Origin of the sequence: Limnohabitans sp. MMS-10A-178 (assembly GCF_003063375.1) — a bacterium.
In the GTDB taxonomy this organism is placed as follows: Bacteria; Pseudomonadota; Gammaproteobacteria; order Burkholderiales; family Burkholderiaceae_C; genus Limnohabitans_A.
Window position 1 is genome coordinate 541,282 of sequence record NZ_NERY01000001.1, and the last position, 14,751, is coordinate 556,032.

General features: G+C 52.2%; 17 protein-coding genes. 3 read left to right on the forward strand and 14 right to left on the reverse strand.

Features of this window, described 5'->3' with window-relative positions; genetic code table 11:
* Positions 1–49: 49 nt before the first annotated feature.
* From B9Z32_RS02680 to B9Z32_RS02720, 9 genes are all read right to left on the reverse strand, one after another.
* Positions 50–1,186, reverse strand: coding sequence for a flagellar basal body P-ring protein FlgI (locus B9Z32_RS02680; RefSeq protein ID WP_108419821.1), 1,137 nt, complete (start codon positions 1,184–1,186; stop codon positions 50–52).
* Positions 1,187–1,248: 62 nt separating this feature from the next.
* The gene (locus tag B9Z32_RS02685; RefSeq protein ID WP_108419822.1) at positions 1,249–1,932 is read right to left on the reverse strand and encodes a flagellar basal body L-ring protein FlgH; all 684 of its coding nucleotides are present in this window, start codon (positions 1,930–1,932) and stop codon (positions 1,249–1,251) included.
* Between the two features lie 11 nt (positions 1,933–1,943).
* Positions 1,944–2,726 carry a flagellar basal-body rod protein FlgG gene (flgG, locus tag B9Z32_RS02690; protein WP_199219925.1) on the reverse strand — a complete coding sequence of 261 codons (783 nt, stop codon included), beginning with the start codon at positions 2,724–2,726 and terminating at the stop codon, positions 1,944–1,946.
* A gap of 49 nt (positions 2,727–2,775) precedes the next feature.
* Positions 2,776–3,543 (reverse strand): flagellar basal body rod C-terminal domain-containing protein, encoded by a 768-nt coding sequence (locus tag B9Z32_RS02695; protein ID WP_108419823.1) that lies wholly within the window; start codon positions 3,541–3,543, stop codon positions 2,776–2,778.
* Between the two features lie 52 nt (positions 3,544–3,595).
* Positions 3,596–6,100 carry a flagellar hook-basal body complex protein gene (locus B9Z32_RS02700; protein WP_108419824.1) on the reverse strand — a complete coding sequence of 835 codons (2,505 nt, stop codon included), beginning with the start codon at positions 6,098–6,100 and terminating at the stop codon, positions 3,596–3,598.
* A gap of 53 nt (positions 6,101–6,153) precedes the next feature.
* On the reverse strand, positions 6,154–6,897 hold the full coding sequence (locus tag B9Z32_RS02705; protein ID WP_108419825.1) for a flagellar hook assembly protein FlgD: 744 nt from the start codon (positions 6,895–6,897) through the stop codon (positions 6,154–6,156).
* Between the two features lie 40 nt (positions 6,898–6,937).
* On the reverse strand, positions 6,938–7,363 hold the full coding sequence (gene flgC / locus B9Z32_RS02710; RefSeq protein WP_108419826.1) for a flagellar basal body rod protein FlgC: 426 nt from the start codon (positions 7,361–7,363) through the stop codon (positions 6,938–6,940).
* A gap of 5 nt (positions 7,364–7,368) precedes the next feature.
* Positions 7,369–7,752, reverse strand: coding sequence for a flagellar basal body rod protein FlgB (flgB, locus tag B9Z32_RS02715; RefSeq protein ID WP_108419827.1), 384 nt, complete (start codon positions 7,750–7,752; stop codon positions 7,369–7,371).
* A gap of 274 nt (positions 7,753–8,026) precedes the next feature.
* Positions 8,027–9,271, reverse strand: a complete 1,245-nt coding sequence (locus B9Z32_RS02720; protein WP_158268165.1) for a hypothetical protein — start codon at positions 9,269–9,271, stop codon at positions 8,027–8,029.
* Between the two features lie 34 nt (positions 9,272–9,305).
* Here B9Z32_RS02720 and flgA point away from each other — a divergent pair, with 34 nt between their 5' ends.
* The 3 genes from flgA (at position 9,306) to B9Z32_RS02735 (ending at position 11,014) form a co-directional block, all read left to right on the forward strand.
* A complete protein-coding gene (gene flgA / locus B9Z32_RS02725) occupies positions 9,306–10,175 on the forward strand; it encodes a flagellar basal body P-ring formation chaperone FlgA (protein ID WP_158268166.1) in 870 nt (289 codons plus the stop codon).
* 142 nt (positions 10,176–10,317) lie between these two features.
* On the forward strand, positions 10,318–10,641 hold the full coding sequence (flgM, locus tag B9Z32_RS02730) for a flagellar biosynthesis anti-sigma factor FlgM (RefSeq protein ID WP_108419830.1): 324 nt from the start codon (positions 10,318–10,320) through the stop codon (positions 10,639–10,641).
* Entirely contained in the window at positions 10,634–11,014 is a 381-nt protein-coding gene (locus B9Z32_RS02735; RefSeq protein WP_108419831.1) for a flagellar protein FlgN, read from the forward strand. Before flgM ends, B9Z32_RS02735 begins: the two co-directional genes overlap by 8 nt.
* 3 nt (positions 11,015–11,017) lie before the next feature.
* Here B9Z32_RS02735 and B9Z32_RS02740 read toward each other — a convergent pair whose 3' ends face one another.
* Genes B9Z32_RS02740 through B9Z32_RS02760 form a run of 5 tightly spaced genes read right to left on the reverse strand, consistent with a single transcriptional unit; the run spans position 11,018 to position 14,672 of the window.
* On the reverse strand, positions 11,018–11,371 hold the full coding sequence (locus tag B9Z32_RS02740) for an EscU/YscU/HrcU family type III secretion system export apparatus switch protein (RefSeq protein WP_108419832.1): 354 nt from the start codon (positions 11,369–11,371) through the stop codon (positions 11,018–11,020).
* Positions 11,368–12,420 (reverse strand): flagellar hook-length control protein FliK, encoded by a 1,053-nt coding sequence (locus B9Z32_RS02745; protein ID WP_146179443.1) that lies wholly within the window; start codon positions 12,418–12,420, stop codon positions 11,368–11,370. The genes B9Z32_RS02740 and B9Z32_RS02745 overlap by 4 nt, the downstream gene beginning before the upstream one ends.
* Positions 12,402–12,842, reverse strand: coding sequence for a hypothetical protein (locus B9Z32_RS02750; protein WP_108419834.1), 441 nt, complete (start codon positions 12,840–12,842; stop codon positions 12,402–12,404). Before B9Z32_RS02750 ends, B9Z32_RS02745 begins: the two co-directional genes overlap by 19 nt.
* A gap of 19 nt (positions 12,843–12,861) precedes the next feature.
* Positions 12,862–14,190, reverse strand: coding sequence for a hypothetical protein (locus B9Z32_RS02755; protein WP_108419835.1), 1,329 nt, complete (start codon positions 14,188–14,190; stop codon positions 12,862–12,864).
* 2 nt (positions 14,191–14,192) lie between these two features.
* Positions 14,193–14,672 carry an LPP20 family lipoprotein gene (locus B9Z32_RS02760; RefSeq protein ID WP_199219926.1) on the reverse strand — a complete coding sequence of 160 codons (480 nt, stop codon included), beginning with the start codon at positions 14,670–14,672 and terminating at the stop codon, positions 14,193–14,195.
* Between the last annotated feature and the right edge of the window lie 79 nt (positions 14,673–14,751).

Consider the following 14,751-nt stretch of genomic DNA (forward strand, 5'->3'; position numbering starts at 1 on the left):
TCAGCAAATCTTGTGCCAGCTTGTAGGTCGATGCATTGCCGCTGTGTGCTTAGATCACAATCAACTCTGCACGCAAACTGCCCGAGCTTTTGAGGGCTTCCAGAATGGCAATCAGGGAAGAGGGTGATGCGCCCACTTGGTTCACAGCATCCACAATTTGACGCAGGTCAACACCGGGCTGAAACAAGAACATGGGCTTGTTGGGTTCACTCACCGATACTTCGGCGTTTTGCACGGCAGCCGTTTGGCCCTGGCTGAATGCGCCAGGCTGAGAAATTTCATTGGTGGCTGCAATCGACACACTGATGGTGCCATGCGTGACCGCCGCCGCCGTCACTCGCACATTGCGGCTGATCACCACCGTACCTGTTTTGGCATTGATCACCACGCGGGCCGTGGGCTCGCCTGGCATGACATCGATGTTTTCAACCATGCTCATAAAGGCCACACGTTGTGTCAAATCTACGGGGGCTTGCAATGTAATGGACACGCCATCGAGGGCACGCGCTACGTCGTTGCCAAATCGGCTGTTGATGGCATTCACAATGGCGTTGGTGGTGGTGAAGTCGCTTTCACGTACGTTTAAAACAATGCGATCGGCTTTATCAAATGGGTTGTCCACAATGCGCTCTACAGTCGCGCCAGAGGGGATGCGCGCAGAAGTGGGCACACCAATAGCAACCTTGGAGCCGGCAGCTTGCGCATCAATGCCAGTGGCCGTGAGTGAACCTTGGGCCAAGGCATAGATTTCGCCATCAACGCCGCGCAAACTGCTGAGGAGCAAGGTGCCACCACGCAAATTGCTGGCCCTGCCAATGGCTGACACACTGACGTCAATTTTTTGACCTGGCTTTGCAAACCCAGGCAACTCGGCGGTAACCATCACAGCCGCTACGTTGCGGATGTCGACTTTGCCGGCGCTGGCCACGGTTTCAAAGTCAGACAAGGGGCCTTCCAAGCGAACCCCCAAGCGGTTGAGCAATGTCTTCATGCTTTGCGCCGTAAATGCCACGTCTGAGCCATCACCAGTGCCCTGCAAGCCCACCACCAAACCATAGCCAATGAGCTGGTTGGTTCGCATGGCAGCCACTGTGGTGAGATCTTTGATTCGATCAGCCATGGCATTGGTGCAGCTCAGACCAAGCAACAGAGCCAAAACGGACCAAGACTTAAAGATTTTGTTCATGATGAGATGCTTTGTGAGTTGACTCAGTGCCTTGAAATTTCAATCAAGCAGATACAAGGGGCTTAGAAGGGCCAAAGTTTGAGAAGGGCACTGGTGCCCCAGCCTGCGCGCGTAGCATTGGCCAGGTCGCCAGAGCCGCGATATGCAATTTGTGCGTTGGCCAAACGACGCGATTGAACCGTGTTGTTGGGCGACACATCTTCGGGCCGAATGATGCCGGCCACTTGAATCACTTCGGAACCTTCAGTGAGGGCCAGTTGTTTTTCGCCACGCAAAACCAAATTGCCATTGGCCATCACCTCAACCACCGCAACAGCCACCGAGCCATTCAAGCTGGCCGTTTGATCGGCTGTGCCTGTGCCTTTGTTGCTGATGTCGGTTTTCGAAAAGTCGGTGCCCTTCATGACGCCGCCCAGCTTGTTGCCAAGCACAGCCAAACCTGGTGCGAGCATGTCGTTGGTTGAATTGCGAGTGACGGAGCCCACTTGGCTGCGAGCAGCTTGGGTTGATTCATTGAGCAACACGGTAATGATGTCGCCCACTTGGAAATTGCGCCCTCTGCCAAACCAACTTTCACTTTGGCGGCCCACATAAATAGCACCTGTGGCAATGGGCGCTTGAACTTGTTGAATGGGATAAACAGGCTCAAACTGAGGAGAGTGCGTCATGGCTTTTGGCGGTATGACGTTGCAAGCAGTTAAGGAGCCAGCCAATAAAACCAAAGCCGTAGTTTTGATGAATTTCATGATGCTTCGCTTTAGAGGTTGTTGTTAATGAACTTCAGCATGCCGTCAACTGCTGAGATGGCTTTGGAGTTAATTTCGTAAGCGCGCTGGGTTTCAATCATGTTGACCATTTCTTCCACCACGTTCACATTGGATGCTTCTAAAGTGCCTTGCATCAAATTGCCAGCGCCTGTCACGCCTGGTTGCAAAACTTGAGCCGGGCCTGAAGCGGGAGTTTCTTTGAGCAGGTTTTGACCTCTGGCTTCGAGGCCACTTGGATTCACAAAACGGGCCAACTGAATTTGTCCAATGACCTGTGAGCCACCTGCTGCCAATTCAATCGACACTGTGCCGTCACGACCAAAAGTTACTGATGAAGCCGTGTTGGGAATGGTGATGGCTGGCTGCAACAATGCACCCGAGGCGGTCACAATTTGCCCAGTGTTAGAGCGTTTGAAATTTCCATCGCGTGTATAGGCAATGGTGCCGTCGGGTTGGGCAATTTGGAAAAAACCTTCACCAGTAATGGCCAAATCCAATGGATTTTGGGTGTTCACCATATTGCCTTGCGCGTGCTGCTTTTCAGTGGCCACAATGCGCACACCGGTACCCAGCATCAGGCCAGTTGGCGCTTGCGTATTGGCACCCGTTTGACCGCCCGCTTGGCGAATGTTTTGATACAGCAAATCTTCAAACACAGCGCGATCGCGCTTGAAGCCTGTCGTGTTGACGTTGGCCAAGTTATTGGAAATGACGTTCATGCGCGTTTGCTGCGCATCTAAGCCTGTTTTGGCGACCCACATACTTGCGTCCATGGCGAGCTCCTTTTAATTGTTCAGTTGTTCGTTAAAAAAATGAAGACCATTAACCCGAGGCACGCATCATGGTGCCGCCCGATTCGTCAACGTCTTTGTTTTGTTTGATCACGTTCACTTGCATTTCAAATGAGCGGCTTTGGTCCATGAGTTTCACCATGACTTCCATGGCATTCACGTTGGAACCTTCTAATGTTTCGGGCGTGAGAGTAGCCAATTTGCCGGTCACAGGAATGTCTTCACCCCTGGGCTTACCTACAACTTTGTAAAGACCGTCTTCACGGCGCTCCAAGCCCACTTGGCTGGCATCGCGCAACAATATTCTGTCAATCAGTACGGGTGCTGCAACACCTACTTGCGCAGGATTGGTTGCATAAATAGAGCCGTCTTTGCTGATCTTCACGAAGAATCCTGGCGGAATGGTGATGGGGCCGCCGGCTTGACCGCGCACCAAGGCGCCTGTGCCCATTTCTAGTACACCCGAGCCGTTGAGTTTCAAATCACCACGGCGCGTGAAGGCCAGTTCGCCGTTGGTTGCTGTGACGCCCATCACCGTTTGTTCATCCATGGCCACATCCAAATCGCGACCTGTTTTCACAATCACGCCGGGCTTCATGTTGATGTTGTCGCTGGCAAAGGCTTGGGGTTGCAAACGCGATTCAAAGCCTGCGCCTTGAACTTTCATGGTCAACATGGCTGACTCAAAGCTGCGCTTGAAACCTGGCGTTGCCACGTTGGCCAATTCGTTGGTCGTCATCTGGCGAGCAGTTCGCATCTCGTTGATGGCGGCAGCGGCGTTAAAGGCTAAACGATCCATGGTGAAGTCCTGTTTGAGGCTTAGGGGCTTAGTGGCTTAGAACTTGAGCGGTTTAAGAGCGCAAGTTAATGATGGCCGACGTCATGGTGCTCGACGTCTCAATGGCTTTGGCATTGGCCTGGAAGTTACGTTGAGCGGTAATCAGGTCGACCAATTCTTGAGTCAAGTCCACGTTGGCTCGTTCTGTGGCACCAGCACGCAAGGTACCGAAACCAGCAGAACCTGGCGTACCCAAAATTGGCCTACCGGAAGCTGCAGAAGCCAAGAAGCTGGAGTCACCAATCTGACGCAAACCCACTGGGCTTGAGAAGTTGGCCAGCAAAATTTTGGCCAATGATTTTTGGGAACCGTTGGAGAAAGATGCGCTCACCAAGCCGTCGTTGCCAATGGTCACGCCCACTAGGTCACCCTCTGGGGCGCCATCTTGAGACTGTGAAAGCACCGCAAACGCTGATGAAAATTGTGTAGAGGCTGAATAATCGATGTTAATTCTCAAAGCACCTTTACCACCTGCCAAGTAAACAGTTTCCAACTGAGTACCTTCGATGGGTGACACCAAGTTTCCGCCGGTGTCAAAGGTCAGCTCGCCTTTGTCCAAGTAAACAGGCGACCATGCTGGCAAGCCCACATAGCCATCAGTGCTGGTGGTTTCGTTGCCTTGTGCATCGATGTACTTAGGCTGCGGTGTGCCATTGACCACGTCAACGCGCTGTGTGGGCAGAATCCATGTAGACGTTTCGCCACGGCCTGCTTCAACTGTAGACAAACCCCAAACAGGCTCGCCTGAAATTTTGATGAAAGAATCAGCACCCGATGTACCGCTGGTAAATTTAAAAGCCCTTTTGGTGTTGTCGAATTCAACCTTCACACCACTGATTTCTTTGGGCGTGAGACCGTCGGTTCGCACTTCTTTCATGTTGTTGATTTCATTTTCCAAAGCTTGCGTGAACTCAGCCAAAGAGTATTCACGAACAGGCAGGGTGACCGTTGACTTGATGCCATCTACGGTCACAATGAACTTGTTGTTGGTAGCGTCTACACTGAAATTGGTGGCTGTATTCACAGTGGGTGTAATACCAAAAGTGATTGCAGGTTTAGAAGGAATACCACGTGTTGCAACTGCCTCTGGCGCAACTGCTTGAGATTTAAGGCCCATGGCCGTGGCTGCAGCAGTGCTCACTGCTGAAAGTGCAACGCTAGAGGTGTCGCCGGTGGTGCCAGACTCTATAAAGAACTGTTTGTTCACCGCATCAAAGCCCACCTTCATGCCATAACGTTCATTGCTTGCTGGCTTGGTGACGGTGGTTGTGATCGTGCCAGGCGATGTCAGTGTGCCTGCGGTGGTGACCACTGTGGTTGTGACGCTACCGACGGTGCTTGTCACTGAACTCGCCTCTGTTGCACCTGTGGCTGTTACGGATGTCGATGTGGTGGTAGTGCCTCGAGAAGTTCCAAACTTGCTGATCAATTGGTTGGTTGCTTCTTGGGCAATGAGGTCGCCTGTGATGCGTGTTGTGGCTGGCAATGCTGCCAACTTAGCCAAACTCACTGTGACGGGAGATCCGCTGTTGTCAACATCCACTGTGAATGCGTTGTCGGTTAAAAGACCCGCCAGTTTGGCGTCGCCTTTAGGCAAACCTGCCACCCAGTCGTAGCTGCTGGCGCCGGTTTCTGGCACGATATTGCCAGTGGCAGTGGCTGCGATAGATATCTTCTTGTTAGTCAATTCATCCAAAGAAAACAATTGTGTTTTGGCCGTGGTCAATTCGTCCTTTACTTCGCTGTAAGGCTTGGTTTGACCGTATTGGTTCACATAGATTCTTTCGTTATTGGCATCGGTGGCTTGCACCAATGACGCTGCCACTTGGTCTTCACCCACAAATACGTTGGTTTGCCATTTGTTGAATGGTACGTTTTGGTTGGCGTTCGATGTTTTGGTGTAATAAATGGTGGCCAAATAACCGTTACCCCCGTTGTCGTACACCGTGAAGGCGGTTGACTTGTTGTACGTGGCAGGGTTGGAGCGATTGAAAGGCTCGGTAATCACTTCCGCATCGGCTGGGAAGTTCAAGCCCAAAGACACCAAAGAAGTTTGTTTGGCATCGCCCGATGTTTTTTGTGGAATGGTGAGCACCACGCGTTCGTTGATGTTCGCAGAACCTGTCGAGTCAACTGTCGCTGCCATCAAACGCTGGCCTGAAGAGTTCACCACGTTAAATTGCTCGTTCAACAAGAACGAACCGTTACGAGTAAACAACTCTTGCAAACCATCGGCTGAGCGCATGGGGAAGAAACCGTCACCAGTCACGGCCAGGTCAAGTGCGTTGGACGAGAAAGAAATGTTACCTTGGGAGAACTCCTGCGACACTTGTTTCAGAGACACGCCCTGACCCACTGTGGAAGAAGCTTTTTGCAAAGGTGAGGTTGCAAAAATGTCACCGAAGTCAGCGCGTGAACGCTTGAAGCCGGTGGTGCCCACGTTGGAGATGTTGTTGCTGGTTACGCCCAACATGGCGGTGGCAGCATTCAATCCGGTCAGCGAGGTATAGAAAGACATGGTGGTTAACTCCTAGGGTTGAGTTGGGTCTTGATAAATTGATTTAGAAATACTTAGGTGCCGATGCGTTGCACGTCAGTGAGCTTCACTGACTTGCCGCCGGTCACTTCCAACAAAATGGTTTTGTCGGCTTGTTGGTTCACACCAGTGACGGTAGACAACACATTGACCACTGGGTTGCTGGTCTTGCCTTGGCTAATGACAGTGGCTCTGAAGGTGTAGACACCATCGGGTACTTTGCTGCCAGCATCGCTGGTGCCGTCCCACGCAAAAGGCATGTCGCCAATGTTTTGTGCACCCAAGGTATTGCTGGTGACCAATTGGCCTTTGTCGTTGAACACTTCGAGCTTCACGCCTTCTGCGCCAGTTGGCAAATTGATAAAACCTTGAGCGGGTTTGCCGCCCTGCGTAATAATGGCGGGAGCACCTGGCACAGCAACAGTTTTGCCAATCATGCTGGTGCTGCTCATCATGCGTTCGCCGGACATGCTGTCGACATAGGACTTCAGGGTGTCCGACATGGTGGTGGTGGCTTCAAGCTGCGAGAACTGCGCAAGCTGCGCCACGAAGGCTTCATTCTTTACAGGGTCTAAGGGGTCTTGGCATTTCAGCTGTGTGGTGAAAAGGGTCAAGAAATCTTTTTGACCCATGCCGCCGGTGGTGCCAGCTTTGGTCATCAAAGCTTCGTTGGCCGCTTGTGAAGTCGTTTTGAGACCGGCAGGCGCGTTGATTGTTTTGCTTGAATTGACGGCGTTGGCCGCTGCATTCAATCCGGTGTTGTTGGCTGATAAAAACATGATGGAAGTTTCCTGATCGTTGATTTGTGTTTTTTACAAATCAAGTTTTGATGATGTCGATGGTGCGCATCAACATCTGACGCGTGGTGTTCACTACTTCGACGTTGTTTTGATAGGAGCGAGAAGCCGCCATCATTTCCACCATCTCGGTCATCTCGTTTACATTGGCCAAGTAGACATAGCCGTCTTTGTCGGCCATGGGGTTGTTGGGCTCTGACATTTTGCGAATGGGAGATGGATCGTCCGTGATCTTTTCAATCCGAACACCACCCGCAAAACCTTGCTCGTGAGGCTTTTGTTGTTGTTCCAAAATGGTTTTGAACACGGTGCGTTTGGCTCGAAATGCTTCGTTTTCTTTGCCTGTGACGGTGCCCGAGTTGGCCAAGTTAGAAGCCGTGGTGTTCATGCGGGTGGTCTGCGCATTGAGCGCAGAACCCGCGATATTGAAAATACGATCAAGTGCCATGTTGATTAATCTCCACGCAACGCACGGCGAATGCCACTCACGCGGCTTTCAAGGATGTTCAATGTGGCTTGGTAGTCGGCAGCCACTTGACCAAACTTGGCTTGCTCGACGTTCATCTCAACGGTATTGCCGTCGAAAGATGCATTGAATGGAATGCGAAACTTTTCGCCGCCAGGATCCTCTTCCATGGGCATGGGCATGTGCAGATTGCTGGTGGTGTTTAAGGCAGATTCTTTGGTTTGCTTTAAAACTGACTTGAAGTCGATGTCTTTGGCTTTGAAGTGGGGTGTGTCGGCATTGGCAATGTTGCGCGCAAGGATTTCCATGCGCTTGCTGCGCAATCCCAGAGCCTGTGCGTGAACGCCCAATGCTTTGTCAATCATCTCCATGATGTGCTCTCCTTCACGAAACTTTCAATGCCGGATATCCGACAGCCCAAAGAATTAAAGTTCTTTGCAAAGTGTTCGATTGCAAGAGCCGTGCCATGCTTTTCTTGCCGTTTGTCGATGGATTTTTGACGGGTGCTTAGGCCGCTTTGAGAGGGGAAATGCGGGTTTGCGAGTACCCAGCGATTCAGACCTCGAGCGCAGAGAAAAGCGGCAAACCCTTGCCGCTTTGAAGAAAAAAGCTATGTGAGTTGAAGCAGGGCGAAGCCTAGTTGGCTTAGCGCAACCAAGTTTTTGGGGCTTCTAATGCGTCGTAGTCAGCCGCTTTTTGAACTTGCAGTCTAATTCGCGCAGTTGAATTGGGATGCGAATCTGATGCAGGGTTCAAGGCTGAACTCAACGCTGGGTTCAGCGCTGAATTCACGGCGTTGTTGGCCGATGGGGCCGCCGAAGTGTTGACAGTAGAACTGACAGGCACACTGTTGGTATTGCTTCGGAAATTTTTAAGTCCTAAACGATCTGCGGCGTTCTGCATCAAGCCTTGCGTGATAGAGGCGCGAGTCATGGGTGCTTGAGGGTCGCGGCCTTCATACAAGTATTTGGCTTGTTTGCCTGGGATCCCTAAGGGCTCTTCAGGGCGTTTCTCGCCTCGGGCAGCCGGTTGCAGCACTGCCAAATAAAGTTCGTCCAAAGGCACAGCGCCTTCTTTCTTCAGACCCACTTTGTCAAAGTAGGTGTCTACCAAATGCAATTGTTGATAAACGCTCAGGCCCAAAATGGATTTGGGTGATTGGCCAAAGCCCACTTCAGCCGCACCGCGCGCTGGGCCATCGCAAAACTGAATGATGCCGTGGCAGCGCGTATTGGTGGCCTGCGGGTTCATGCCGTCGCTTTCCATTAGAGTCAGCCGGGCAAAATCGTCAGGCGAAAAGTTGTGCTTGTTTGCCACTTGCAAAACTTTGTTGTAAACATCTTGCTTTTCCACCTTGGGAATAAAGCCTCTGCTCACAGCTCTATCGAGGGTTTGGCTGAGCACTGGGTGGGCCACAGCGTTGATGAAGTTGCCTTTTGGCAGAGAGGGTACAGTTCTGTTGGCAGTGATGGTAAGGGTTTCAAGTTTGTTCTGGGCTATGGCTGGCGTGGCTTTGGGGCTTGTTTGTGCCAGGTTCTGTGCAGTGTTTAGTGCCGTGTTTTGCGGCTGAGTTTGTCCCGCCTGCCATTGGCTCAACATCTTTTGCAATAGAACTTTTTGGCCCGGGAAAATGGCATTGGGGTTTTGAATGCCGCTGTCAGTTGCTAAATTTTGCGCCCATCTAAATTCTTCTGAGGGTGTGAGCTTGACGCCTTGCAATTGGGCTTGCTCTTTCACAATGCTGGTGAGGGTGTCACCCGCTTGAATGACCTTGACATTGGCCGGCTGCACTTGCTCCAAAGCTTTGGCAAATCCAGGCCGCGCAGATACCGCCGGACCATTGGACGTGTTGTTGGCAAGGTTATTAGGTAAATTGGCTTCAATTCTCATGATGATGTGGCATCTTTATTGCATGAACTCCGGTATGTTCAAACCAAGTGTCAAAACATCTACACCTGCTCAAGCACTGATGCAAATCCTGTGCCTGACGGTTTTTTGGCTGTGTGTAAGCTTTATGCTTCATTCAGCCAATGCATCTGCCAATACAACAGCCAATACATTAGCCAACACATCGGCCCCTGCGAAATCCAACCCAGCTGCCGATGCGATGGGCCTACAAGTGCGTCAGTGGATGTCTCAAACCCATGGCGTCAATACCAAAGATGTGATCATTGCGCCTTTGGACGATAGATTAAAAGTTCAAGGCTGTCAAAAACTTTTGAACGTTGATCACCCCTTTGCCTCGAAAGAAACGGTACGTGTTCGTTGTTCCGAGCCTGTTTGGCAACTCTATTTGCAAGTCACGATGCCCACTGCGCGAGCCAATACCCCGGTGGCAGGCACGCCCGCGGGTGTTCCAAATGCAGGGGGAACGCCAAGCTCAGCCGCTCCGCAAAATGTGGCCAGTGCGCCCAAAACCCTGGTGGTTGCCCGACGCTTGTTGCAAAGAGGCATCATTGTGCAGCCCGATATGTTGGAAGAAGTTCAAGCTTCCCCTGGAAATGCCGATACTCAGTTACTGAATACAGTAAAGGATGCGCATCACGCCGAAATCACCAGAGATATTCCTGCAGGACAAGCTCTGAGGGTGTCAGATATTCGCCGTGCCGTGCTAGTCAAGCAGGGCCAAACGGTGATGTTGTCGATTGGGAATAAGTCAGATTTTGAGATTTCCATTCGAATGGAAGCCATGCAGGATGGTCGACTTGGCGATCAAGTGAAGTTGAGAAACCCTGAGTCGGGCCGCCAAGTTTCGGGCATCGTGACTGGGCCGAATGCGGCAAAGGGGCTTTGAAATGCAAAAAAGCATTTTTTTTGCACTTTTAAGCCAATATTTTCAAAAAATGATTCAAGTTCTAGAATCTACTGCCGATACTGAGCATGTCCAACCCCCTTTTTCGGGTTGATGTGAGAAGAAATTAGAAAGTGAGTTAGGTATGACCGATGCAATTTCAAACTATGGACAGCGCGCCCAGTCGGACGCGTCGTTGCGCAGCGCATTGGACAAAGCCAACCGCAAAAGCAGCTCAAAAGACAGTGTGGCCCTCGATTCGTCAGCGCCTGCTGCTTCAACTGCCAAAGCGCCAGGTGCCGATGAGTTGCGTTTGAGCAATGTGGCCGCACGCGCCATGGCCGAGCCCGACTTTGATCGCGCCAAGGTGGAGTCCATTAAGCAAGCAATTCAAGATGGTCAATATCCATTGAACCCTCGCAAAATTGCTGAAAGCTTCCATGCCATTGAGCAAATGATTCGTGAGTGAGCGTGCACTTTTCGTATCCGACCAGCTGATCCAGCTGTTGGCTTTGGAGTTTGAAGCTCTTAAAAGCCAAGATCTGGATCGGTTTGAATCTTTGCAAGATGGCAAAAACGATCTTTTGACTGAGCTCTCGGCACTTTGCCCCTCCCCAGAAGACCTCCAAAATCTCCCCGAGTGGGATGCTTTGCGTGAATCGCTCATTCAATGCCGCGATATGCACAGACGCAACGCCGTTCTCATCGAGCGCAAACTAGACACCATCCGCGGTGCCTTGCACAGTTTGCGAGCGGGTGAATCTGGCAGCCCCGTTGAAGTCTACGACCGCTTAGGCCAAGTGGCCCGCTTCAGTCGCGGCAGGGGATACCAAGAGGTTTGAGCTTTAGCCGTTCACTGGCTCAACAGGTGGCGGGCTGGGGTTCATTGATTCCAGAGGATCGATGTCATTCTGAGAATTGGCATTTGCCTTTTCATCGCCAGGGCGCATGCCTTTGAGCCAATACACCCAAGACAAGACAACCGCCACAGCCGTGTAAAGCTCTTGTGGAATTTCTTCATCGACTTCCAATCGGCTGAGCAATGCCAGAAGCTGGGGGTCTTCCGAAATGAACACGCCTTGTTGGCGTGCTTCTTCAATCATGCGCAATGCCAAATCGTCGTCGCCCTTGGCAGTGACCACGGGCACGGGGTTCTTGCCATAGGCAAGCGCAACGGCTTGACGCATGTAGCGGCTCATGCTGACACATCCACCACCAGGCCTCGGCCCGAGGGCGTCCAGTCGCTAGCTTCTGGCGGCCGCGCGCCGTGCACAACGTTGAAAGCGCGCATGTTGAGGCCTGCAGCGCGCAACTCATCGCCCAGCAAGTAAGAGCGAGATCGGGCCTGCGTCACCACAGACTCGTTCTCAGCCCACATGGTGAGCTCAAGTTGTTGGGCATTCATGAGTTGGGTCTTCAACCAAACTGGTCCCAAGTCTGCTGTTTTGGAATGCACATTGATGGTCAGCACCGCCTGTTCTCCATCTTGGCGCGGGCCGCGTCGAACGGTGAGTTCAATGGGGTTGGCATCGACAAAGGGCAGCGTCATGCTGAACAAAACTTCTTGTTGGGCCTGCGCTTGAACAGCTTGCACTTGGCGAGCTTCAATGTCGTCTACTGCCCGGGTGAGTTTTTCAATGAGGCCTGTATCTGGCTCTTCATCGTTGCGCGCCACACTCAATTCAGCAATGAGTTTGCGCATCAATTGCTTCACATCTTGAGGTGGCTGCATACCTCTGGCTAACCATACCTCGGCACCCATGGCAGCCATCATGGCCTGTTGCAAATTGCCAGGTGTGAGCTGAGACATGGACAATTGCATGCCTCGCCATTGCGCTTGCAAGTCGGGCCGTTGGACTTGGTTTAACAACTCATCCAAAGTGCCCGGCTGAAAAAGCTGCGGCAGCACCGAATTGACATTGGGTCTGTAAAGCAAGCTTGCGATGCGCGACACAATGGGGGGCGCGCTGATGGGCACCAGGTTGCCACCTTGCGCGCGCAACCAAATGGATTCGCCCACTTGTGTGGCCAACAGGCCGGGTGCGTGCAATGCTTTGCCTTGCAGCATGAGCATCGGTTGGTCTTGCTGTAGCCTGACGGAAGCCTGAACCACTTGCCCGTCTTTTAACCCCAACTCTGCGGCGGTGCTGGCCTGCAAAGGCAGCAATTTGCCTTCCAGATAGATGGTGGGGATTCGGCCGGGCGCAGCAAGTGCGTCGGCCACCGAAATCATGGGAAGCGGACCCAAGGCTTGCGAACGGCAGCGTCGCGAGCTGAAGGGCCGGGGTCTGAATTTTTAGCAGTATGAGCTGCTGCAAAGGGCGTCAAAACCGTAACGGCAATGTGGCCATGATCGGGCACAGCCAGCGTGGTACCTGCTTTGACACGCTGTTGAGGATTGCCTGAAATGATTTTGGGATTGGCATCTTGCAAGGCCTTGCGCAACACGCTGCTGGCAATGGGGCTGTTGGGATAAAACTTTTGCACCAGTTTGTCGACAGCCGTACTTTGATCGAGTGTGACCTGAACAACAGCCACTGGTTCTGAAGGTTCAGCTGGGTTGTCGGCTGCGCGAACGTGAGTGGCTGCAACACATGACAAGGCACCCACCAGCAGCCAAGAGGAGGCTGTTGTGCTGTTCCAAAATGCAGGATGTGAGGAAGTGTTCATGTCAAACTCAATTCAATCATTAGGGTTTCAAAGTGGCTTTTTCGGCAGGCCATGCGCGCCAATTTGTTTGAACAATTTGCGCGGGGCCAGCCACAACCGTGAGTTTGGCACCGTGAGGTGTGACGGACTGCACCGTGGCCAGCAAAGTTTGGGGTGCGCCTTCACGGCTCATGAGCTCGGCAGGAAATTGTGCGGGATTGGCGATGAGCCACTCATCGCCTTTGCGAACACCCGACATAGACCCTGCATTGATTTCAACTTGCTGACCGCTGACGGATGTGACCACCGGATTCAGGGCTTGGCAGTTGAGCCAGTCGTGTGATGTGTTGCGCCAAGCTTGAAGTTGTTCTTGAATTTTTGAGACACTGGCCGCTGTCAATTTGGGCGGCGCCCATGATGAGCGCTCAAGCTCCAATTGGAGGGTGGCTTCTTGGTCAAGCTGAGCAGGCTTACCGTCAGTGCTCACCAATTGAAACTCAAGTTTCATCAGGAAGTTTGGATTGGACGCGCCCATGTGAGCCTCTACAGCGGTGGGCGGCAAAGACTCTGTTTGCACCTTCAACATGGCGTGCCATGGCAGTGTTGTTGGCCTGTTACCAACCAGAGCTCGCTCATAGTTCGTCATGCTGTTGGCCATGGAGGCAGCGGTCAAATTGTTGACAGCACGCCAAGCATTAGGCTTGCCATTTTGGGCAATCGCTTGAACCCATTGCGCCTGAATTTGGGGCACCAATGCCTGCAATAAAAATTGTGGGGCAAGAGGTTCGATTTCAACTTCTAGGCCAATGACGTGGTTCATGCGCGCGCCCACTTGAGGGGTGCAGGCGGCTACAGCTGGCACCAATGCTTCGTCAGACATTGAGTTTTGTATGGGAGCCAAAACCTTGCTTACCATGGATCGCAACTTTTGCGCCGCAGCTTGTAAACCATTTTCATGGCTGTCTGATGCATCTGGCTTAGGCCCTTTGGCCTCAGGCTCTGGGTTGCTGGGATATTGCAATGTGGCTTTGGCTTGGCCGTTTTCATCGCGCTCAAATCTCAGTACTTTGACGCCGCGAACTTCGATGGCATTTTTAAAAGTGCTGTTTTCACGCAAGCTACCCTGTGAGTCAACCCAACTGGTGGAGGAAACGCGGGTGGGGCTTTGCAATGAGGCCTCGACCAGGCTTTGACGAATGGCATCGAGCCTCTCTTGGGGTGTGAGAGGCGCTTGAGGTGCAACCGAGCCAATTGGCAACTTTTTGCTTGCCGCCGGTGCTGTGCTTTGGGCCGAAACCTGCACGCTCATGCCAGCGCTCAACGCGAGGCACAAGGCGTTGATGTGAAGGAGTTTGTGACCCAAGCGCATGATCAGCGACCTTTGGAAACCATCTGACCCATGAACAAAATGCGCAAATCTTGCACCACATCTTTGTCGAGCGACAAAGTGGTTTCGTAAGTGTCATCACCCACGGGGGTGATGCTGACCAAACGAGCGCCATAAATCACACCTTCTACTTTGGTGCGAAAGGTATCGTTGGTCACCACCATGTCGGCCACGGTTGTGCTGGAATCCAGTTGCTGACCATAGACCTGCTCGGTCAAGTTGCGGTAGGCATCGAGTTTGGAGGCCCGAATGGCCATCAAACGTTGCTGCGCTGGGTTTCTGTGGTTTTGCACAGCAACCACTGCATAGCCTGTGGCGGTGATGGTTTCCCGTTTTTCAATCAACGGTGAAACCATGGCGGTCTGGTCTTTGGTGTTGGGCGACAACATTGCCAAATCCACAGATTTACAGCCAGTTAGAGCCACCAAGCCAAATGCCAAGCAGAGTGAGGTCATGCGTTTCATGTTCAGTTCCTTGTTAGAAGGGAGGACTTGAAGTCCTTCACCCTCTGATTCGGCTTCAACTGGCGAAGCTTGAGACTTT